Annotated in this window: 17 protein-coding genes and 1 pseudogene; 8 read left to right on the top strand and 10 right to left on the bottom strand. The window is 68.7% G+C overall.

Annotated features, from left to right (window positions below):
* The 8 genes and pseudogenes from RMO12_RS12595 to RMO12_RS12560 all read right to left on the bottom strand — a co-directional run.
* Window positions 1-395, bottom strand: a pseudogene (locus RMO12_RS12595) (F0F1 ATP synthase subunit alpha); the annotation flags it as partial.
* 55 nt (window positions 396-450) lie between these two features.
* Entirely contained in the window at window positions 451-975 is a 525-nt protein-coding gene (locus RMO12_RS12590; protein WP_309639555.1) for a F0F1 ATP synthase subunit delta, read from the bottom strand.
* 37 nt (window positions 976-1,012) lie between these two features.
* Window positions 1,013-1,483, bottom strand: coding sequence for a F0F1 ATP synthase subunit B (locus tag RMO12_RS12585; protein WP_309626636.1), 471 nt, complete (start codon window positions 1,481-1,483; stop codon window positions 1,013-1,015).
* Window positions 1,484-1,561: 78 nt separating this feature from the next.
* Complete coding sequence (atpE, locus tag RMO12_RS12580; RefSeq protein ID WP_309626637.1) at window positions 1,562-1,825, bottom strand: F0F1 ATP synthase subunit C; 264 nt, start codon at window positions 1,823-1,825, stop codon at window positions 1,562-1,564.
* Window positions 1,826-1,874: 49 nt separating this feature from the next.
* Entirely contained in the window at window positions 1,875-2,753 is an 879-nt protein-coding gene (gene atpB, locus RMO12_RS12575) for a F0F1 ATP synthase subunit A (protein WP_309626638.1), read from the bottom strand.
* A 23-nt stretch (window positions 2,754-2,776) separates the two neighbouring features.
* Entirely contained in the window at window positions 2,777-3,247 is a 471-nt protein-coding gene (locus RMO12_RS12570; protein ID WP_309626639.1) for an ATP synthase subunit I, read from the bottom strand.
* 136 nt (window positions 3,248-3,383) lie between these two features.
* Window positions 3,384-4,223 carry an aldolase/citrate lyase family protein gene (locus tag RMO12_RS12565; protein WP_309626640.1) on the bottom strand — a complete coding sequence of 280 codons (840 nt, stop codon included), beginning with the start codon at window positions 4,221-4,223 and terminating at the stop codon, window positions 3,384-3,386.
* Between the two features lie 16 nt (window positions 4,224-4,239).
* On the bottom strand, window positions 4,240-4,749 hold the full coding sequence (locus RMO12_RS12560) for a GNAT family N-acetyltransferase (RefSeq protein ID WP_309626641.1): 510 nt from the start codon (window positions 4,747-4,749) through the stop codon (window positions 4,240-4,242).
* 234 nt (window positions 4,750-4,983) lie between these two features.
* Between RMO12_RS12560 and RMO12_RS12555 the strand changes: the two genes are divergently transcribed.
* Window positions 4,984-5,715: a hypothetical protein gene (locus tag RMO12_RS12555; protein WP_309626642.1), complete on the top strand. Its 732-nt coding sequence runs from the start codon at window positions 4,984-4,986 to the stop codon at window positions 5,713-5,715.
* Window positions 5,716-5,812: 97 nt separating this feature from the next.
* On the opposite strand, the gene RMO12_RS12550 is transcribed toward RMO12_RS12555, so the two are convergent.
* Both RMO12_RS12550 and gshB read right to left on the bottom strand, forming a co-directional pair.
* Complete coding sequence (locus tag RMO12_RS12550) at window positions 5,813-7,726, bottom strand: ATP-binding cassette domain-containing protein (RefSeq protein ID WP_309639554.1); 1,914 nt, start codon at window positions 7,724-7,726, stop codon at window positions 5,813-5,815.
* A gap of 109 nt (window positions 7,727-7,835) precedes the next feature.
* Complete coding sequence (gene gshB, locus RMO12_RS12545) at window positions 7,836-8,786, bottom strand: glutathione synthase (protein WP_309626644.1); 951 nt, start codon at window positions 8,784-8,786, stop codon at window positions 7,836-7,838.
* 280 nt (window positions 8,787-9,066) lie between these two features.
* On the opposite strand from gshB, the gene RMO12_RS12540 reads away from it, so the two are divergent.
* Genes RMO12_RS12540 through RMO12_RS12510 form a run of 7 tightly spaced genes read left to right on the top strand, consistent with a single transcriptional unit; the run spans window position 9,067 to window position 14,349 of the window.
* On the top strand, window positions 9,067-10,275 hold the full coding sequence (locus tag RMO12_RS12540; protein ID WP_309639553.1) for an amine dehydrogenase large subunit: 1,209 nt from the start codon (window positions 9,067-9,069) through the stop codon (window positions 10,273-10,275).
* Window positions 10,276-10,290: 15 nt separating this feature from the next.
* Window positions 10,291-10,854 carry a MauE/DoxX family redox-associated membrane protein gene (locus tag RMO12_RS12535; protein ID WP_309639552.1) on the top strand — a complete coding sequence of 188 codons (564 nt, stop codon included), beginning with the start codon at window positions 10,291-10,293 and terminating at the stop codon, window positions 10,852-10,854.
* Window positions 10,842-11,432 (top strand): methylamine dehydrogenase accessory protein MauD, encoded by a 591-nt coding sequence (mauD, locus tag RMO12_RS12530; protein WP_309624972.1) that lies wholly within the window; start codon window positions 10,842-10,844, stop codon window positions 11,430-11,432. The genes RMO12_RS12535 and mauD overlap by 13 nt, the downstream gene beginning before the upstream one ends.
* Before the next feature lie 18 nt (window positions 11,433-11,450).
* The gene (locus tag RMO12_RS12525; RefSeq protein ID WP_309639551.1) at window positions 11,451-11,996 is read left to right on the top strand and encodes a methylamine dehydrogenase light chain; all 546 of its coding nucleotides are present in this window, start codon (window positions 11,451-11,453) and stop codon (window positions 11,994-11,996) included.
* Window positions 11,993-12,439, top strand: a complete 447-nt coding sequence (locus RMO12_RS12520) for a cytochrome c (protein ID WP_309639550.1) — start codon at window positions 11,993-11,995, stop codon at window positions 12,437-12,439. The genes RMO12_RS12525 and RMO12_RS12520 overlap by 4 nt, the downstream gene beginning before the upstream one ends.
* Window positions 12,440-12,463: 24 nt before the next feature.
* On the top strand, window positions 12,464-12,931 hold the full coding sequence (locus tag RMO12_RS12515; RefSeq protein ID WP_309639549.1) for a cytochrome c: 468 nt from the start codon (window positions 12,464-12,466) through the stop codon (window positions 12,929-12,931).
* Window positions 12,932-12,984: 53 nt separating this feature from the next.
* The gene (locus RMO12_RS12510) at window positions 12,985-14,349 is read left to right on the top strand and encodes a DUF1329 domain-containing protein (protein WP_309639548.1); all 1,365 of its coding nucleotides are present in this window, start codon (window positions 12,985-12,987) and stop codon (window positions 14,347-14,349) included.
* Window positions 14,350-14,357 lie beyond the last annotated feature (8 nt).

Below are 14,357 nucleotides of genomic sequence, written 5' to 3'. Positions count from 1 at the left end.
TCGGTCATCTTGGCGTTGATCGGGCCCTTGCCGTCGATCGGTTGGCCGAGTGCGTTGACCACGCGGCCGATCAGCTCCGGGCCGACCGGCACTTCCAGGATGCGGCCAGTGCATTTGACCGTGTCGCCCTCGGAGATGTGCTCGTACTCGCCCAGGATCACCGAGCCGACCGAGTCACGTTCGAGGTTGAGCGCCAGGCCGTAGGTCGGCTGGCCATCCTTGCCGGCGGGGAACTCCAGCATTTCGCCGGCCATCGCATCGGACAGGCCGTGAACGCGCACGATGCCGTCGGTCACCGAGACGACCGTGCCCTGGTTGCGGATGTCCGCAGCCGTGCCCAGGCCTTCGATGCGGCTCTTGATCAGTTCGGAAATTTCAGCGGGATTGAGTTGCATAGCTTTCTCCGGAACCCTTCTTGTGTGAGGGGCGGCTTGTCAAGGCCGCATGCGCTCAAGCGGTGAGCGCGACCTTCATCTGTTCGAGACGCGCCTTGACCGAGGTGTCGAGCACCTCGTCGCCGACCACCGCGCGGATGCCCCCGATCAGGCTTTCGTCACGCACCACGATCGCATTGAGCTTGCGACCAAAGCGTCGCTCGAGCGCGCCGACGACGTCGGGCAACTGCGCGGCGTCGATGTCAAAGGCGCTGTAGACGGTGGCGTCTGAAACGCCGGACTTCGCGTTGACGAGCGCCTTGAACTGCGCCGCGATCTCCGGCAGCGCAGCGAGCCGACCGTTGTCGATCACCGCACGCAGCAGGTTGGCCACGGCCGGGCCCGGCCGCGTGCTGACCACCGAGGTCAGCACGTCGAAGACCTGCGCAGCGCCCACTTTCGGGTTGCTGGCGTATCGGCGCAACTGCGCATCGGAGGCCACCGCAGCGGCCGCCTCGAGCTGGGCCGACACGTCGGCACTGCCGCCGGTGCGAAACAGCGCCTCGGCGTAAGGGCGCGCAATGGTCGCAAGTTCGGCCATGGTGATCAGCGCTCGGTGACGGTGACGAGAAGACCGCTCATAGCTCGGTCTTCAGACGACCCAACAGCTCGGCATGGACGCCGGCGTTGACTTCCTTGCGCAGGATCTGCTCGGCGCCCTTGACGGCCAATGCGGCGACCTGGTCGCGCAGCGCCTCGCGTGCCTTGACCGATTCCTGGGCGGCCTCGGCCTTGGCGGCAGCGACGATCTTGGCGCCTTCCGCGCTGGCGCGGCCCTTGGCGTCCTCGATCATCGACTGGGCCAGGCGCTCGGCGTCGGCCAGGCGCTTGGCAGCGTCGTCGCGCGCAGCCGAGAGTTGCTCCTCGACGCGCTTGTTGGCAATGGCGAGTTCGGCCTTGGCCTTGTCGGCGGCGGAAAGGCCGTCGGCGATCTTCTTCGCTCGCGCATCGAGCGCGGCGGTGATCGGCGGCCAGATGTACTTCATCGTGAACCCGACCAAGATCAGGAACACGATCATCTGGAAGATGAGAGTGCTGGTGATACTCACGTGGATGCCTCGATCACGGTGACTGGGGAAGGCCGGCCTGCCTGTGGGCAATGCCGGCGACGTGCGATCTCACCCGGTTTACTTGGGCAGGTTCGCAAGCTGAGCCAGGAACGGGTTGGCGGTGGTGAACCACAGCGCGATACCCGTGCCGATGATGAACGAGGCGTCGATCAGGCCGACCAGCAGGAACATCTTGGTCTGCAGCTCGCCCATCAGCTCGGGTTGGCGCGCGGCCGACTCGAGATACTTGCTGCCCATGACGCCGATGCCGATACAGGCACCCATGGCGCCCAGACCGATGATGAGACCCGCTGCAACAGCGACGAGGCCAATGATTTCCATGGTGACTCCTTTGGGGGGGTGAAAGACGAAAGCGGAACGGAACGAGGGATCAGTGCGCGTCGTGGGCCTGCCCGACGTAGACCAAGGTCAGCATCATGAAGACGAAGGCCTGCAGCGTGATGATCAAAATATGGAAGATCGCCCAGACGGTGCCGGCGACAACGTGGCCGATGCCCAGCAGCACGCCGCCGACCGACAGCGTGAACGCGCCGCCCATCAGCGCGATCAGCAGGAAGATCAGCTCGCCAGCGTACATATTGCCGAACAGCCGCATGCCGTGCGAGACCGTCTTGGCGACGAACTCAATGACCTGCATGGCAAAGTTGGCAGCTCCCAGCAGCACTGCGAAGACCGGGTTCTTGCTGGTGCCGAACGGAGCGACAACCAGCTCATGCGCCCAGCCGCCCAGGCCCTTGATCTTGAGGTTGTAGTACAGGCAGATCAGCAGCACCGACGCTGAAAGCCCCATAGTCACCGACAGGTCTGCCGTCGGCACGACGCGCAGGTAAGCGTGCTCCGGATCGTGGCCCGCAGCGCCAAAGGCCAGCTGCCAGAGCTTGGGAAGCAAATCCACAGGCAGCAGGTCCATCGCATTGAGCAGGAAGATCCAGACGAACACGGTCAGCGCCAGCGGGGCGACGAACTTGCGGCTCTGCGCACTGTGAACGATGCCCTTGGCCTGCGAGTCGACCATCTCGACCAGGATTTCAACCGCCGCCTGAAAGCGCCCGGGCACGCCCGAGGTGGCCTTGCGCGCGCCCAGCCACAGCAGCCAGCAACCAATGACGCCGATGGTGATTGCAAAGAAAACGGAATCGAAATTGATGACGCTGAAATCGACCAGCGACTTGGGTTTGCCGGTCGAAAGATGCGTCAGGTGGTGAACGATGTATTCACCGCCGGTCAGGGCGTGGCCTTCAGCTGCCATTAGTTTCGAAGCCTCGTCGTCCTTCAACGGCCGCGCCACAGCAGCGCGAGCCAGTTCACCTTCAGGCACACCAGCATCGTTGCCAGCAACGCCGGCCAACTCAGCTGGGGTACCACCCGAGTGGCGATCGCCAACATCGCGATGGCCACACCCACCTTCACCATCTCCCAGAACATGAAGCCGACGGCCGCAGCCGCCGGGTCTCGCGTTCCCCTCGTCATCCCACGCACCAGCAGGGCGCTCGGCAGGACGCTCGCGGCCGCACCGTAAAGCGCTGACCAAACAGCACTCGGGCGCTGCGTGATCACCCAAGCCAAGGCGCAGCACAGCACACCGGCAATGCCCTGGGCCGCAACCACCCGCCAGGGTGAGACCGACGGTTGCCTGGCCCGCAGCGCCTGAGCCTGTTCGCGACTCAGACGCGGCGCGGGCGCATCGTCACCGCTTTCGGGCCAATCGCGAGGCGCATCGTCAGGAGAAGCGCGCTCGGTCATGCTCGGGGCGGTTCAGTGCAGCAAAGCCACGGGAGTATACGTGGTAACCCGAGGCGGTTATGTCGTGTCCAGCCGATTTCAGAGTGCAGCTTGCGCCACCCGCATGCCGCCGGACAACGGCGCCCGCGCGCTGTCCTCAATAGGCTTGCGTGCCGGCGCTGAGCGAATGCACCTGGTCGGAATCGGGCGTGCGCAGCGCCGCGAGCGAGGCCTGCGCCGCATGCACGAGCAGCCCGAGGTCGGTGCCGAGGCCGACGAAGTCGAAGCCCGCCGCGCGCACCTGCGTGGCCATGTCGGGCGTGCCGGCAAGGGTGCCGATCGGCACCCCCACCGCACGCGCACGCTCGGCCGCCCGAGATAACACCGCGATCACTTCGGGGTGCTTGGTGTCGCCACCGTGGCCCATCGTCGCCGACAAGTCGGCCGGCCCGACGAACAGCGCATCGACGCCTTCGACGGCGGCAATCGCTTCGAGCGCATCGAGCGCCTGCGGTGTCTCCAGCTGCACGATGAGCGCGAGCGCGGCATTGGCCGTGCGCGTGTCCAGGCGCACGGTGCCGTAGCGCGTCGCGCGGCTCATGCCGACCACACCGCGCGTGCCGAGCGGCGGGTAGCGCATGGCCGCCACGGCGCGCCGGGCCTCGTCGGCGCTTTGCACGAAGGGCACCATGACCGTGGTGGCACCGGCGTCGAGCACGCGCTTGCAGGCCACCGCGTCGTTCCACGGCAGCCGCACGATCGGCACCAGCTTGGTCGCACCCAGCGCCTGCAGCATGGCGACGACGCCGGGCAGCTCGAGCGGCGAATGCTCCATGTCGAGCACCGCCCAGTCGAAGCCGGCATGACCGATCGCCTCGGCGACCATCGGGCTGGCCGACATCACCCAGGTGCCCAGCGGCACGCGCTGGTGGCTGGCTCGCGGATGCGCGTCGACGCCGCGCGTGGGGTGCTGCAGCAGTTGCTTGAAAGGGTTCATCGCTCGCGTCCTTGTGTCAGTACTTCGATCCTGCGCCATCGAGCGACGCGCGCAAATAGCGGGCGCCGGGAATCGGGTTGTAGTAATACGGCGGCACTTCCAGGAATCCGAGCGAGGCGTAAAGGCCGCGCGCGGCTTCCATGTCGTCGAGCGTGTCGAGCAGCATGGCCGAGTAGCCGGCGCCGAGGGCGCGCGCAATCAGCGCCTCGGCCAACTGGCGCCCCAAGCCGAAGCGGCGAAATGCGCGCCGCACGTACAGGCGCTTCATCTCGCAGGCGTTGGCCTCGTCGGCCTCGGGGAGGGCCCGCAGCGCTGCGCAACCGGCCAGCTCACCGTCGCAGTAAGCCAGCAGCAGGGCGCCCTGCGGCTCGGCGTACTCGCCCGGAAGATCGGCCAGTTCAACCTCGAGGTCCTGGAAGCACAGGTCGACGTCGAGCGAGGCCGCGTACTCGGCGATGATTTCGCGCGTCGAAGCGAACTGCGCCGACGAGACCGGCGTGATCAGCGTGATGCCAGGGCTGTCCATCGCGCTGCAATTTACACCGCGCTGCACGCCGTTGCGCCGAGTCTCGGGCGAACTGCTTCGAACACCGACAGGCCGATGGGATCGGGCCCGGCTAGACGATGGCGACGCAACGGTCGCCAGAGAAGACTGGCGCGCGCGCTGTCGAGCCGCGTGCGTGGATGTCACCCCCGTGTCTATGGGGGTGCTGCCCAGCCAGGCGGCGCCCCTGCGCGGACCACCGCCTACAGTGCGCGCATGGACGAACCGACCATCCCCTTTGGCGAACCCGAGCTGTGGCGCGTGAGCGCCTTTCGGCGCGCCATGGATTCGAGCCGCAACGACAGCGCCCGCTACAACGCGCTCAGCCCTTCGCTCATGGCCGACCTGCAGCGCTTCGAGCATGTCGGCGCGGGTGCCGAGGTGCTGGAGGTGCTGGCAGCGTGCCTGCGCCATGCGCAGGACGTGGCGGTGCACCTGGACCGCGACGGCCACGTGCTGCCGCTCACCGTCTTTCCGCGCGAGCGGCTGTTCCACACCCCGCTGCCGCTGGAGTCGCTTTACTCGACGCGCTTTGACACCGTGCAGCTGCTGCAGGTGGAGCGCGCGCTGCTGCTCGCGCCGGGCCAGTTGCCGGCCGAGATGGCCGCGCCCTCGCTGCTGTGTCACCCGCTCGGACCGCTCCTGTGGCACCTGGCGCTGCACGGGCCGCGCTACGAGCTGCTGCCCGAGCTGGCCGGCCCTGCGGTCTACCGCGTCGCGCCCGACCTCGAAGTGCCGGTCGCGCTCGGCGGGGCACTCGGCGCTGCGGTGGTGCGGTTGCGTCAGGAAGCGGTGTCGTTGCGCGCACTGGCGGCCTGGCCCGGCTTCGACCGCGAGCGCGCCATACGCCTACTCAACGGCCTGTACCTGCAGGCTGGACTGATCGTCAGCCGCACCCATCCGGCCGCCGGTGGCGACTCCTGGTTCAGCACGTTGAGCAACTGGTAGCGGAGCGTGAACGCGTTCTTCGCGGACTCGTGCTCGAGTTGAGCCTCGGCCGGCCCGGCAAGGCCAGCCGCGCGCGGCGTCCGAACCGCCGGTGAGTTCATCGGCTGCCGAGCGTCTCCCAGCGGGCCAGCGCCTCCATCAGTTCTTCTTCGATGCGCGCAAAGCGCGCCTGCACCTCGGCCACGTGCTGCGGCGTGCTGCTGTAGAACGCGGCGTCGGCGAGCTGTTCGCCGAGCTGGCGCTGCTCGATCTCCAGTGCGTCAATGAGCGCCGGCAGCGCGGTGAGTTCACGCTGTTCCTTGAAGCTGAGCTTCGCGCGCTTGGCGGCCGGTGAGGCGCTTGCAACCGGCGACGGGGCCGGGTTGGTCGCAGTCGGCGCGGCCACCGCGGTGGCCGCCCGCCTGGCGGCGCCGGCCTGCAGCGAGCGCGCTCGCTCCGACTGCAGTAGCCAGTCTTCCACGCTGCCCTCGTATTCGCGCCAGCGGCCTTCGCCCTCGGGGCCGTCCGGCTCCTTGACGATGGTGCTGGTGACCACGTTGTCGAGGAAGCGTCGGTCGTGGCTCACCAGGAACACCGTGCCGGCATAGGTCTGCAGCAACTCCTCCAGCAGCTCGAGTGTGTCGATGTCGAGGTCGTTGGTGGGCTCGTCGAGCACCAGCACGTTGGCCGGCCGGGCGAACAGGCGCGCCAGCAGCAGGCGGTTGCGCTCGCCGCCGGAGAGGCTTCTCACCGGCGAGTTGGCACGCGCGGGCGCGAACAGAAAGTCGCCGAGGTAGCTCATGACGTGCTTCTTCGCGCCGCCGATCTCGATCCACTCGCTGCCCGGGCTGATGGTGTCGGCCAAGGTCGCGTCGAGGTCGAGCGCTTCGCGCATCTGGTCGAAGTAGGCGACCTGCAGGTTGCTGCCGGTGCGCACCGTTCCGCTGTCGGGCGCCAAGGTGCCAAGGATCAAGCGCAGCAAGGTGGTCTTGCCGGCGCCGTTGGGGCCGATCAGGCCGACCTTGTCGCCGCGCAGCAGGGTGGCGCTGAAATCGCGCACCACCACGGTGTCGCCGAAGGACTTGCTCACCGCCTCCAGCTCCGCGACGATCTTGCCGCTGCGCGAGCCGGTGTCTACGTCGAGCGAAACGCGGCCGATCGAGTTGCGCCGCTCGGCGCGCTGCACGCGCAAGACTTCCAGCCGCTTGATGCGCGCCACGCTGCGCGTGCGCCGCGCCTCCACGCCCTGGCGTACCCACACCTCCTCCTGCGCCAGCAACTTGTCCTGGCGCGCGGTGTAGAGCGCCTCGTCGGCCAGTTCGCGCTGCTTGGTGGTCTCGTAGGTGGCGAAGTTGCCGGGGTAGCTGCGCAGCACGCCGCGGTCCAGCTCGACGATGCGCGTGGCCACCGCGTCGAGAAAGGCGCGGTCGTGGGTGATGAGCAGCGCGCTGCCTCGGTAGGCCTTGAGCAGTTCCTCGAGCCAGCGGATCGCGTCGAGGTCGAGGTGGTTGGTGGGCTCGTCGAGCAGCAACACGTCGGGCTGGGCGACCAAGGCCTGCGCCAGCGCCACGCGCTTGCGGGTGCCGCCGGAGAGCGGGCCGATCCGGGTGTCGGCTTGCAGCTGCAGCCGCTCCAGCGTTTCGGTGACGCGCTGCTCCCACGTCCAGCCGTCCATCGCCTCGATGCGCGTCTGGATGGCGTCGAGGTCGTCGTGCGCATCGTGCGCCTCGTAGCGCGCGCGCAGTGCCTTGACTTCGGCCAGGCCGAGGCTCACCGAATCGAACACGGTGGCCTCGACGTCGAGCACCGGCTCCTGCGCCACCAGCGCCAGGCGCAGGCCCTGCTGGAGTTGCAGCGTGCCGTCGTCGGGGCGTTCCAGCCCGGCGATGATCTTGAGCAGCGAGGACTTGCCGGTGCCGTTGCGACCGATCAGGCCGACTCGTTCACCGGGTTCGAGCGCGAACGCGGCGTTGTCGAGCAGGGCGACATGGCCGTAGGCGAGGTGGGCGTTGGTAAGGGTCAGCAGGGCCATGAATGAAAGCGGCGCCCGATCAAAAGGACGGGCGCCGCGGGAGCGATGGTACGCGTCGGGTGTCGGCGATCCGGGTGCCGAGCGCGCCCGCGGGCCGCGAGGCGTCGCCTCAGCCGGCCAGCGCCGCCTCGAGCGCACCGACGAACATCGCCGCGACATCGAAGCCCGTCTGCTGCGTGATCTCCTGAAAGCAGGTCGGGCTGGTGACGTTGATCTCGGTGAGCGAGTCACCGATCACGTCCAGCCCCACCAGCAGCAGGCCGCGCTGGCAAAGCGTCGGGCCCAGCGCCGCGGCGATCTCGCGGTCGCGTGGCGTGAGCGGCTGGGCCACTCCCTTGCCGCCCGCCGCGAGGTTGCCGCGGATTTCAGAGCCCTGCGGAATGCGCGCCAGGCTGTAGGGCACGGCCTCGCCGCCGATGACGAGGATGCGCTTGTCGCCGGCCACGATCTCGGGCAGATAACGCTGCACCATGATGGTCTCGGCGCCCTCCTTGGTGAGCGTCTCCATCACGCTGCCGAGATTGAGGCCGTCGTCGCGCACGCGAAAGATGCCGCGCCCGCCCATGCCGTCGAGCGGCTTCAAGATGATGTCGCGGTGCTCGGCATGGAAGGCACGGATCTCGCCCGAGTCGCGCGTCACCAGCGTCGGGCCAATGAAGCCGGGGAACTCCATCACCGCCAGCTTTTCCGGGTGGTCGCGCAGCGCGCGCGCACGGTTGAAGACGCGCGCTCCTTCGCGCTCGGCCTGCTCGAGCAGGTGCGTGGCGTAGAAATACTCGCTGTCGAAGGGCGGGTCCTTGCGCATGAGCACCGCGTCCACGTCCTTCAGCGCCTGCGCCCGCGACGCCGCCGGCGTGGCATACCAGCCGTCGGCAGCGCCGGTGAGCGTGAGCTCATGCGCCTGCGCCGTCACCACGCCGCCGCGCTGCCACGACAGCTGACGCGGCTCGCAGGCCATGAGCGTGTGGCCGCGGCGGTCGGCCTCGCGCATCATTGCGAAGGTCGTGTCCTTGGCAATCTTGAAGTCAGCGAGCGGGTCGGCGACAAACAGCAGCTTCATCCGGACGGTCCTGGTTTGTGCAGGCGCCACTGTTGCACAACGAACGCGACCCTGCCGGCCACCCCATCCGCAACGCCGCGCCGACGCGGCAAGGCGCGACCCTCCTTCGCGCCAGGGCCTCACCCATCGTTTCGACCCCGCGAGATGCTGGTTTCCCCCAGGGCCGGCGCCGCGCTTCTTGCTGAAACATGCTATCGGGTCAGCGGCGCATTTCGCATACTTCCCGGGCCAACCCACCACCCTGGTCCCTCGCCGCGCAGGCGAGTGGAGGACATCGACGATGCAGACGATCCATCCGCAGCAACGCTGCACGGCGCAAACGTTAGTCCTTGCCGGACTGGTGGCTTGCGTGTCACTGCTCGGCACGGCGGCGAGCGCAGCGACCCAGCGCCCGGCGCCCGCCGAACTGCCCGCGGAGACGCTCACCGTCGGCTCCGTGCCGGCCGGCGCGACCGAGCGCGTCTATGTCGCCGACGTCGCCCTCAGCCACATCGCCGACGGCCGCATCCGCGTCTTCGATGCGCGCAGCGGTCGCTTCCTCGGCATGATCTCGACTGGCTACACCGGCAACTTCGCCCTGAGCGCCAAGTCCGACGAGCTGTACGTGGCCACCACCTACTTGAGCCGCAGCTGGCGCGGCGAGCGCGCCGACGTGCTCGAGGTGCATGACACCGCCAACCTGGCGTTCAAGTACGAGGTCGTGTTGCCGACCAAGCGCGCACAGGCACTCAACTACCGTGGCCTGGTGCGCACCAGCGGCAACGGCCGTTTCGTGCTGGTGCAAAACGCGACGCCGGCCACCTCGATCACCGTGGTCGACCTCGAGCAGCGCAAGGTCGTCTCCGAAGTGCCGACGCCGGGTTGCTGGGGCATCCTGCCTGCGGCGGGCCACGCCAGCCGCTTCTCCATGCTGTGCGGCGACGGCAAGGTGACGACCGTCACGCTCGACGAGCAGGGCCAAGTCGCCGACCGGCAGGCCAGCGCGAAGCTTTTCGATGCCGATGCCGATGCCTGGTTTCACCATGCCGAGCAGGTCGGGGATCGCTACTGGTTCGTTTCGTTCAAGGGCGCGCTGACCGAGCTCGACCTCGGCGGCGCGGTGGCCGAAGTCAAGTCCACCCGCGCCCTGGTCGATGCCGTCGGCCAGCGCGCCGGCTGGCGCCCCGGCGGCTACCAGAATTTCGCCGTCGACCCCGCGGGTCGCTGGCTGGTGCTGGCAATGCACGACAAGGGCCGCGAAGGCTCGCACAAGCGACCTGCCAAGCAGCTGTGGATCGTCGACCTCGCCTCCGGTCGCCGCGTGGCCACGGCGCCCGGCCACGGTGCGGTGTCGCTGACTTTCTCGCGCAACGGCCAGCGGCTGCATGCGCTGGACGGCGAAACCGCCGCCCTGCGCAGTTGGCAATGGAGCGATAAGGGCGTCGGCAAACCGCTGGCCACCGTCAAGCGCGCTGGCGAAGCCCCGGTGCACTTCGAATCGCACGACTAAAGCCAGAGGCCAAGCGTGATCCCGTGGCTCCCCCTGTCCTTCGATCCCTTGCCGGTGTGGATCGCGGCCGCCGTGACGGCGATGCTGTTCGCGCATGCGGCGCTGGCCAAGGCGGGCGACCTGCCGCTGCTAGAACAACACCTCGCCGTCTACGGCGTGCCACCGGTGCTGCTGCCGGCCGCCACGCGTCTGCTACCCGCCCTCGAAGGCCTGGTCGCCGTGCTGCTGCTGACCCCGCTGCGCACGCCCGGCGCCGTCCTGGCCGCCGTGCTGCTGCTGGCCTACGGCGCAGCGATGGGCGTGCATCGCTGGCACGGCCATGCGCTCGACTGCGGCTGCGGCGGCGAGCCGCTGCCGGTGTCGTGGGCGCTGGTGGCGCGCAACGGCGTGTTGGCGGCGGTCGCCGCGGTGGCCGCCGCGCCGGTCGCGGCCCGGCCGATGGGCTACGCCGACTTCGCCGTGGTCGCTGCGGCCGTGACGCTGGCCACCCTGCTCTACGCCGCCTTCAACCAGCTGCTGCGCCACCACGGCGGGCTGCACGCCCGCCCTTCCTTGCGGAGAACTTCTTGGACGCACTGACGGTTTCCGTGATCCTGCTATGGCTGGCCGTGCTCGCGCTCGGCGTGATGCTCTGGGCGCTTTCGCGCCAGGTCGGCGTGCTGTTCGAGCGCGTCGCACCGATGGGCGCGCTGGTCACCGACGCCGGCCCGCCGGTCGGATCGGCCTCCCCGAGCTTCGCGCTGACCGGCCTGCAATCCGAGGCGGTCGCTATCGGTGGCATGCAGCCGCTGCCGATGCTGGTGTTCTTTCTCGCCCCGACCTGCCCGGTGTGCAAGAAACTGATTCCGGTGCTCAAGGCGCTGGTACGCGATGAGCGGCGGCGCCTGCAGGTCGTGCTGGCCAGCGACGGCGAGGCGCACAGCCACCTCGGCTTCGTGCGCGAGTACGGCCTCGAGGCGATGCCTTACGTGCTCTCCAGCGAGCTAGGCATGAGCTTTCGCGTCTCGCGTCTGCCTTATGCCGTGCTGCTCGATGCCCAGGGGCTGGTGGCCGCCAAGGGACTCGTCAACTCACGCGAGCAGCTCGACAGCCTGCTCAACGCCCACGAAATGGGCACCCCGACGATCCAGCAGTACCTCGGCGGATCGCCGGCCTGACCGCAACGGAGACCACTCATGCGTTCGCTTTTCAACTGGATCGACCGTCGCACCGAGCAGCGGCTGCGCCAGGTCGCGCACAGCCACGGCCGGCGCAGCCTGCTCGCGCGGCTGGGCGTGGCCCTGGTCGGCGGCGCCGTGCTGCCGATGCTGCCGTTCGACCGCAGCGGCCAGTTCATGGGTGCGCAGGCGGCCGAGCCGGGCAAGGCGCCCGGCGCGAAGGCGCACGACGACCCGATGCAGTGCGAGTACTGGCGCTACTGCGCCTTCGACGGCTACCTGTGTACTTGCTGCGGCGGCACGCTGACGCAGTGCCCGCCCGGCACCGATGCCTCCAAGGTCAGCTGGGTCGGCACCTGCCTTAACCCGAAGGACGGCCGCCACTACCTGGTCTCCTACAACGACTGCTGCGGCAAGGGCTCCTGCGGCGAGTGCCTGTGCAACAACAACGAACGCGAACGCCCGGGCTACCGCCTGGGCGTCCACAACGACATCAACTGGTGCATGGCCAACACCAGCTCGATGTTTCACTGCACCACCTCGGTCATCGTGGGAGTGGCGTGACGGCCGGGCACGGTGCGCTCGCGGCCCTGGCGCTGCTGCTGACGTCGCCGGGCCACGCCAGCCCCGATGGCACGGCCCTCTTTGCGCAGCACTGTGCGGCCTGCCACCAGGCCGACGCGTCGGGCACGGTCGGCCTGGCGCCCACGCTCAAGGGCGAGCATTGGGCACGGCTCGGCGCCGAGCGTTCCTACCTGCCCACCGTGCTGCTCAAGGGTCTGTCGGGCCCGATCAAGGTCGGCGCAGAGACCTTTGTCGGCAGCATGCCGGCGTTTGCCCAACAGTTGAGCGACGCCGAGCTGGCCGCGCTCGGCAGCCATGTGCGGCGGCTGCAGGGCGCTGTCGACGAAGCGCCGCTCGCGGCCAGCGAAGTCAAGGCGCTACGCGAGCTGCCGGGCAGCCCACCGCAGTCGCGCCAGCGACGTGCGCAGCTGCTCGGGAGCTGAGCCATACGCGCCGCCGCCCTTCTGATGCCAGTGCTGCTGACGCTGGCGGGCGCCGCGGCGAGCACCGCCGCCGGCACGTTGGGGCGGCAAGCCGAACCGCGCGCAGGCGCGCCGTCGGTGGCCATCACCAGCAGCGTACGCAGCCTCTACGTCGTGCATTGCGCCGGCTGCCACGGCCGCGATGGCGTCGGCACCCGCGCCGGCAACGTGCCCGACATGCGCCAGCTCGGCCGCTTCCTGCAGCTCGACGGCGGGCGCGAATTCGTCATCAAGGTGCCCGGCGTGATGGGCTCGGGCCTCACCGACCAGCAGGTGGCCGACGTGACCAACTGGGTACTTTCCACGATCGCAACCAGCTCGCTGCCCGCCGACCATAAGCCCTACAGCGCCGATGAAGTGCGCCAGGCGCGCGCCGCGCCGCTGCTGGACGTGGCCGACGCGCGCGGCCGGCTGCTGGTGCAGGCACGCGAGCGCGGCATCGCGATCGACTGACGCCGCAAAAAGCAAAAAATCGCCTGCGAGCAGGCGCGACGAGGAGAGAGGCAATGATGAAGATCACCGCACTGTGCGCCGCCCTGGCGTTGCTCGGCCACGCGGCCCCCGCTGCGGCGGCCGCCACCGAAGCGCAGGTCCAGGCCCTGGGCAAGGACCTCACACCCGTCGGCGCCGAACGCGGCGCCAACAAGGACGGCTCGATCCCGGCCTGGGCCGGTGGCGATCTGAAGGCGCCACCCGGCTGGAAGCCGGGCCAGCCGCGCCCCGACCCTTACGCGGCCGACAAGGTCTTGTTCTCCATCGACGCCAGCAACGCCGACCAATACAAAGACCGCTTGAGCGAGGGCCAGCTGGCCCTGCTCAAGACGCTCAAAGGCTACCGCATGGACGTCTATCCGACGCGCCGCTCCTGCGGCTATCCGGACGCGGTCTACGCCAACACCCGCAAGAACGCCACCGGCGCGGCGCTGGCCGCCAACGGCCATGACCTCGACAAGGCGGTCACCGGCGGCGTGCCGTTCCCGCTGCCGGCGAGCGGCGCCGAGGCGATGTGGAACCACAAGCTGCGCTGGCTCGGCGAAGGCCGCATCGAGCGCTACTCGACGGTGTTCTCGCAACCCGGCGACGGCAAGTTCGTGCCGCTGGTGCAGGACCAGTGGACCGCCACGCCCAACGGCAACCCCGCCGGCAAGCCGATGCCCGAAGGCGACGGTGTCGAGTACCGCTTGCTCAACGAAGTGGTGACGCCGGCCGCACGCACCGGCGAGCTGATCCTGCTGCACTACTTCCTGGCCAAGGATAACGACGCCTGGCTGTACTTTCCAGGCCAGCGCCGGGTACGCCGCGCGCCGACCTTCTCGTACGACAACCCGGTGCCCGGCTACGAGAACCTGCTCGCGATCGACCAGTACCCGATGTTTGGCGGCCGCCTGGACCGCTACGACTGGAAGCTCCAGGGCAAGCAGGAGCTGATCGTTCCCTACAACACCTTTCGCTTCAGCGACGAGAGCAAGAAGCTCGCCGACGTGTTCGGACCCGCCTACCCCAAGCGCGAGCTGGTGCGCTACGAGGCGCACCGCGTCTGGAAGATCGAGGCCACCGTCAAGGCCGGCCAGCGCCACACCTTTCCCAAGCGCGTGATCTACCTCGACGAGGACACCTGGATGATGCTGGCCACCGACCTGTACGACGCTCAGGGCAAGGTCTGGCGCGTGCAGGAGTCGTTCCCCTACACCGCATGGGAGCTGCCGGCCTGCGTCTACCAGGGCTACATCATCTACGACCTCAATGTCGGTCGCTACATGGCCGACAACATGCCGCAGGAAGGCAAGGTCGACTGGCTCGCCGGCCGCGAAGGCCGCATCGACGCTACCCGGTTCAATGCCGATGAACTGCGTCGCGCCGGCGCACGCTGAAGGGAGCC

The sequence above is a fragment of the Methylibium sp. genome (assembly GCF_031393925.1).
Taxonomy (GTDB): domain Bacteria; phylum Pseudomonadota; class Gammaproteobacteria; order Burkholderiales; family Burkholderiaceae_C; genus Methylibium.
The sequence above is the reverse complement of the archived record's forward strand: the minus strand, read 5'-3'. Positions and strand labels throughout refer to the sequence as shown.

Excerpts from the sequence above, each read along its gene's own strand:
- RMO12_RS12590 (WP_309639555.1), bottom strand. The coding sequence starts at position 975 with ATGGCCGAACTTGCGACCATTGCGCGCCCTTACGCCGAGGCGCTGTTT.
- atpE (WP_309626637.1), bottom strand. The coding sequence starts at position 1,825 with ATGGAAATCATTGGCCTCGTCGCTGTTGCAGCGGGTCTCATCATCGGT.
- atpB (WP_309626638.1), bottom strand. The coding sequence starts at position 2,753 with ATGGCAGCTGAAGGCCACGCCCTGACCGGCGGTGAATACATCGTTCAC.
- RMO12_RS12570 (WP_309626639.1), bottom strand. The coding sequence starts at position 3,247 with ATGACCGAGCGCGCTTCTCCTGACGATGCGCCTCGCGATTGGCCCGAA.
- RMO12_RS12565 (WP_309626640.1), bottom strand. The coding sequence starts at position 4,223 with ATGAACCCTTTCAAGCAACTGCTGCAGCACCCCACGCGCGGCGTCGAC.
- RMO12_RS12560 (WP_309626641.1), bottom strand. The coding sequence starts at position 4,749 with ATGGACAGCCCTGGCATCACGCTGATCACGCCGGTCTCGTCGGCGCAG.
- RMO12_RS12555 (WP_309626642.1), top strand. The coding sequence starts at position 4,984 with ATGGACGAACCGACCATCCCCTTTGGCGAACCCGAGCTGTGGCGCGTG.
- RMO12_RS12550 (WP_309639554.1), bottom strand. The coding sequence starts at position 7,726 with ATGGCCCTGCTGACCCTTACCAACGCCCACCTCGCCTACGGCCATGTC.
- gshB (WP_309626644.1), bottom strand. The coding sequence starts at position 8,786 with ATGAAGCTGCTGTTTGTCGCCGACCCGCTCGCTGACTTCAAGATTGCC.
- RMO12_RS12540 (WP_309639553.1), top strand. The coding sequence starts at position 9,067 with ATGCAGACGATCCATCCGCAGCAACGCTGCACGGCGCAAACGTTAGTC.
- RMO12_RS12525 (WP_309639551.1), top strand. The coding sequence starts at position 11,451 with ATGCGTTCGCTTTTCAACTGGATCGACCGTCGCACCGAGCAGCGGCTG.
- RMO12_RS12515 (WP_309639549.1), top strand. The coding sequence starts at position 12,464 with ATGCCAGTGCTGCTGACGCTGGCGGGCGCCGCGGCGAGCACCGCCGCC.
- RMO12_RS12510 (WP_309639548.1), top strand. The coding sequence starts at position 12,985 with ATGATGAAGATCACCGCACTGTGCGCCGCCCTGGCGTTGCTCGGCCAC.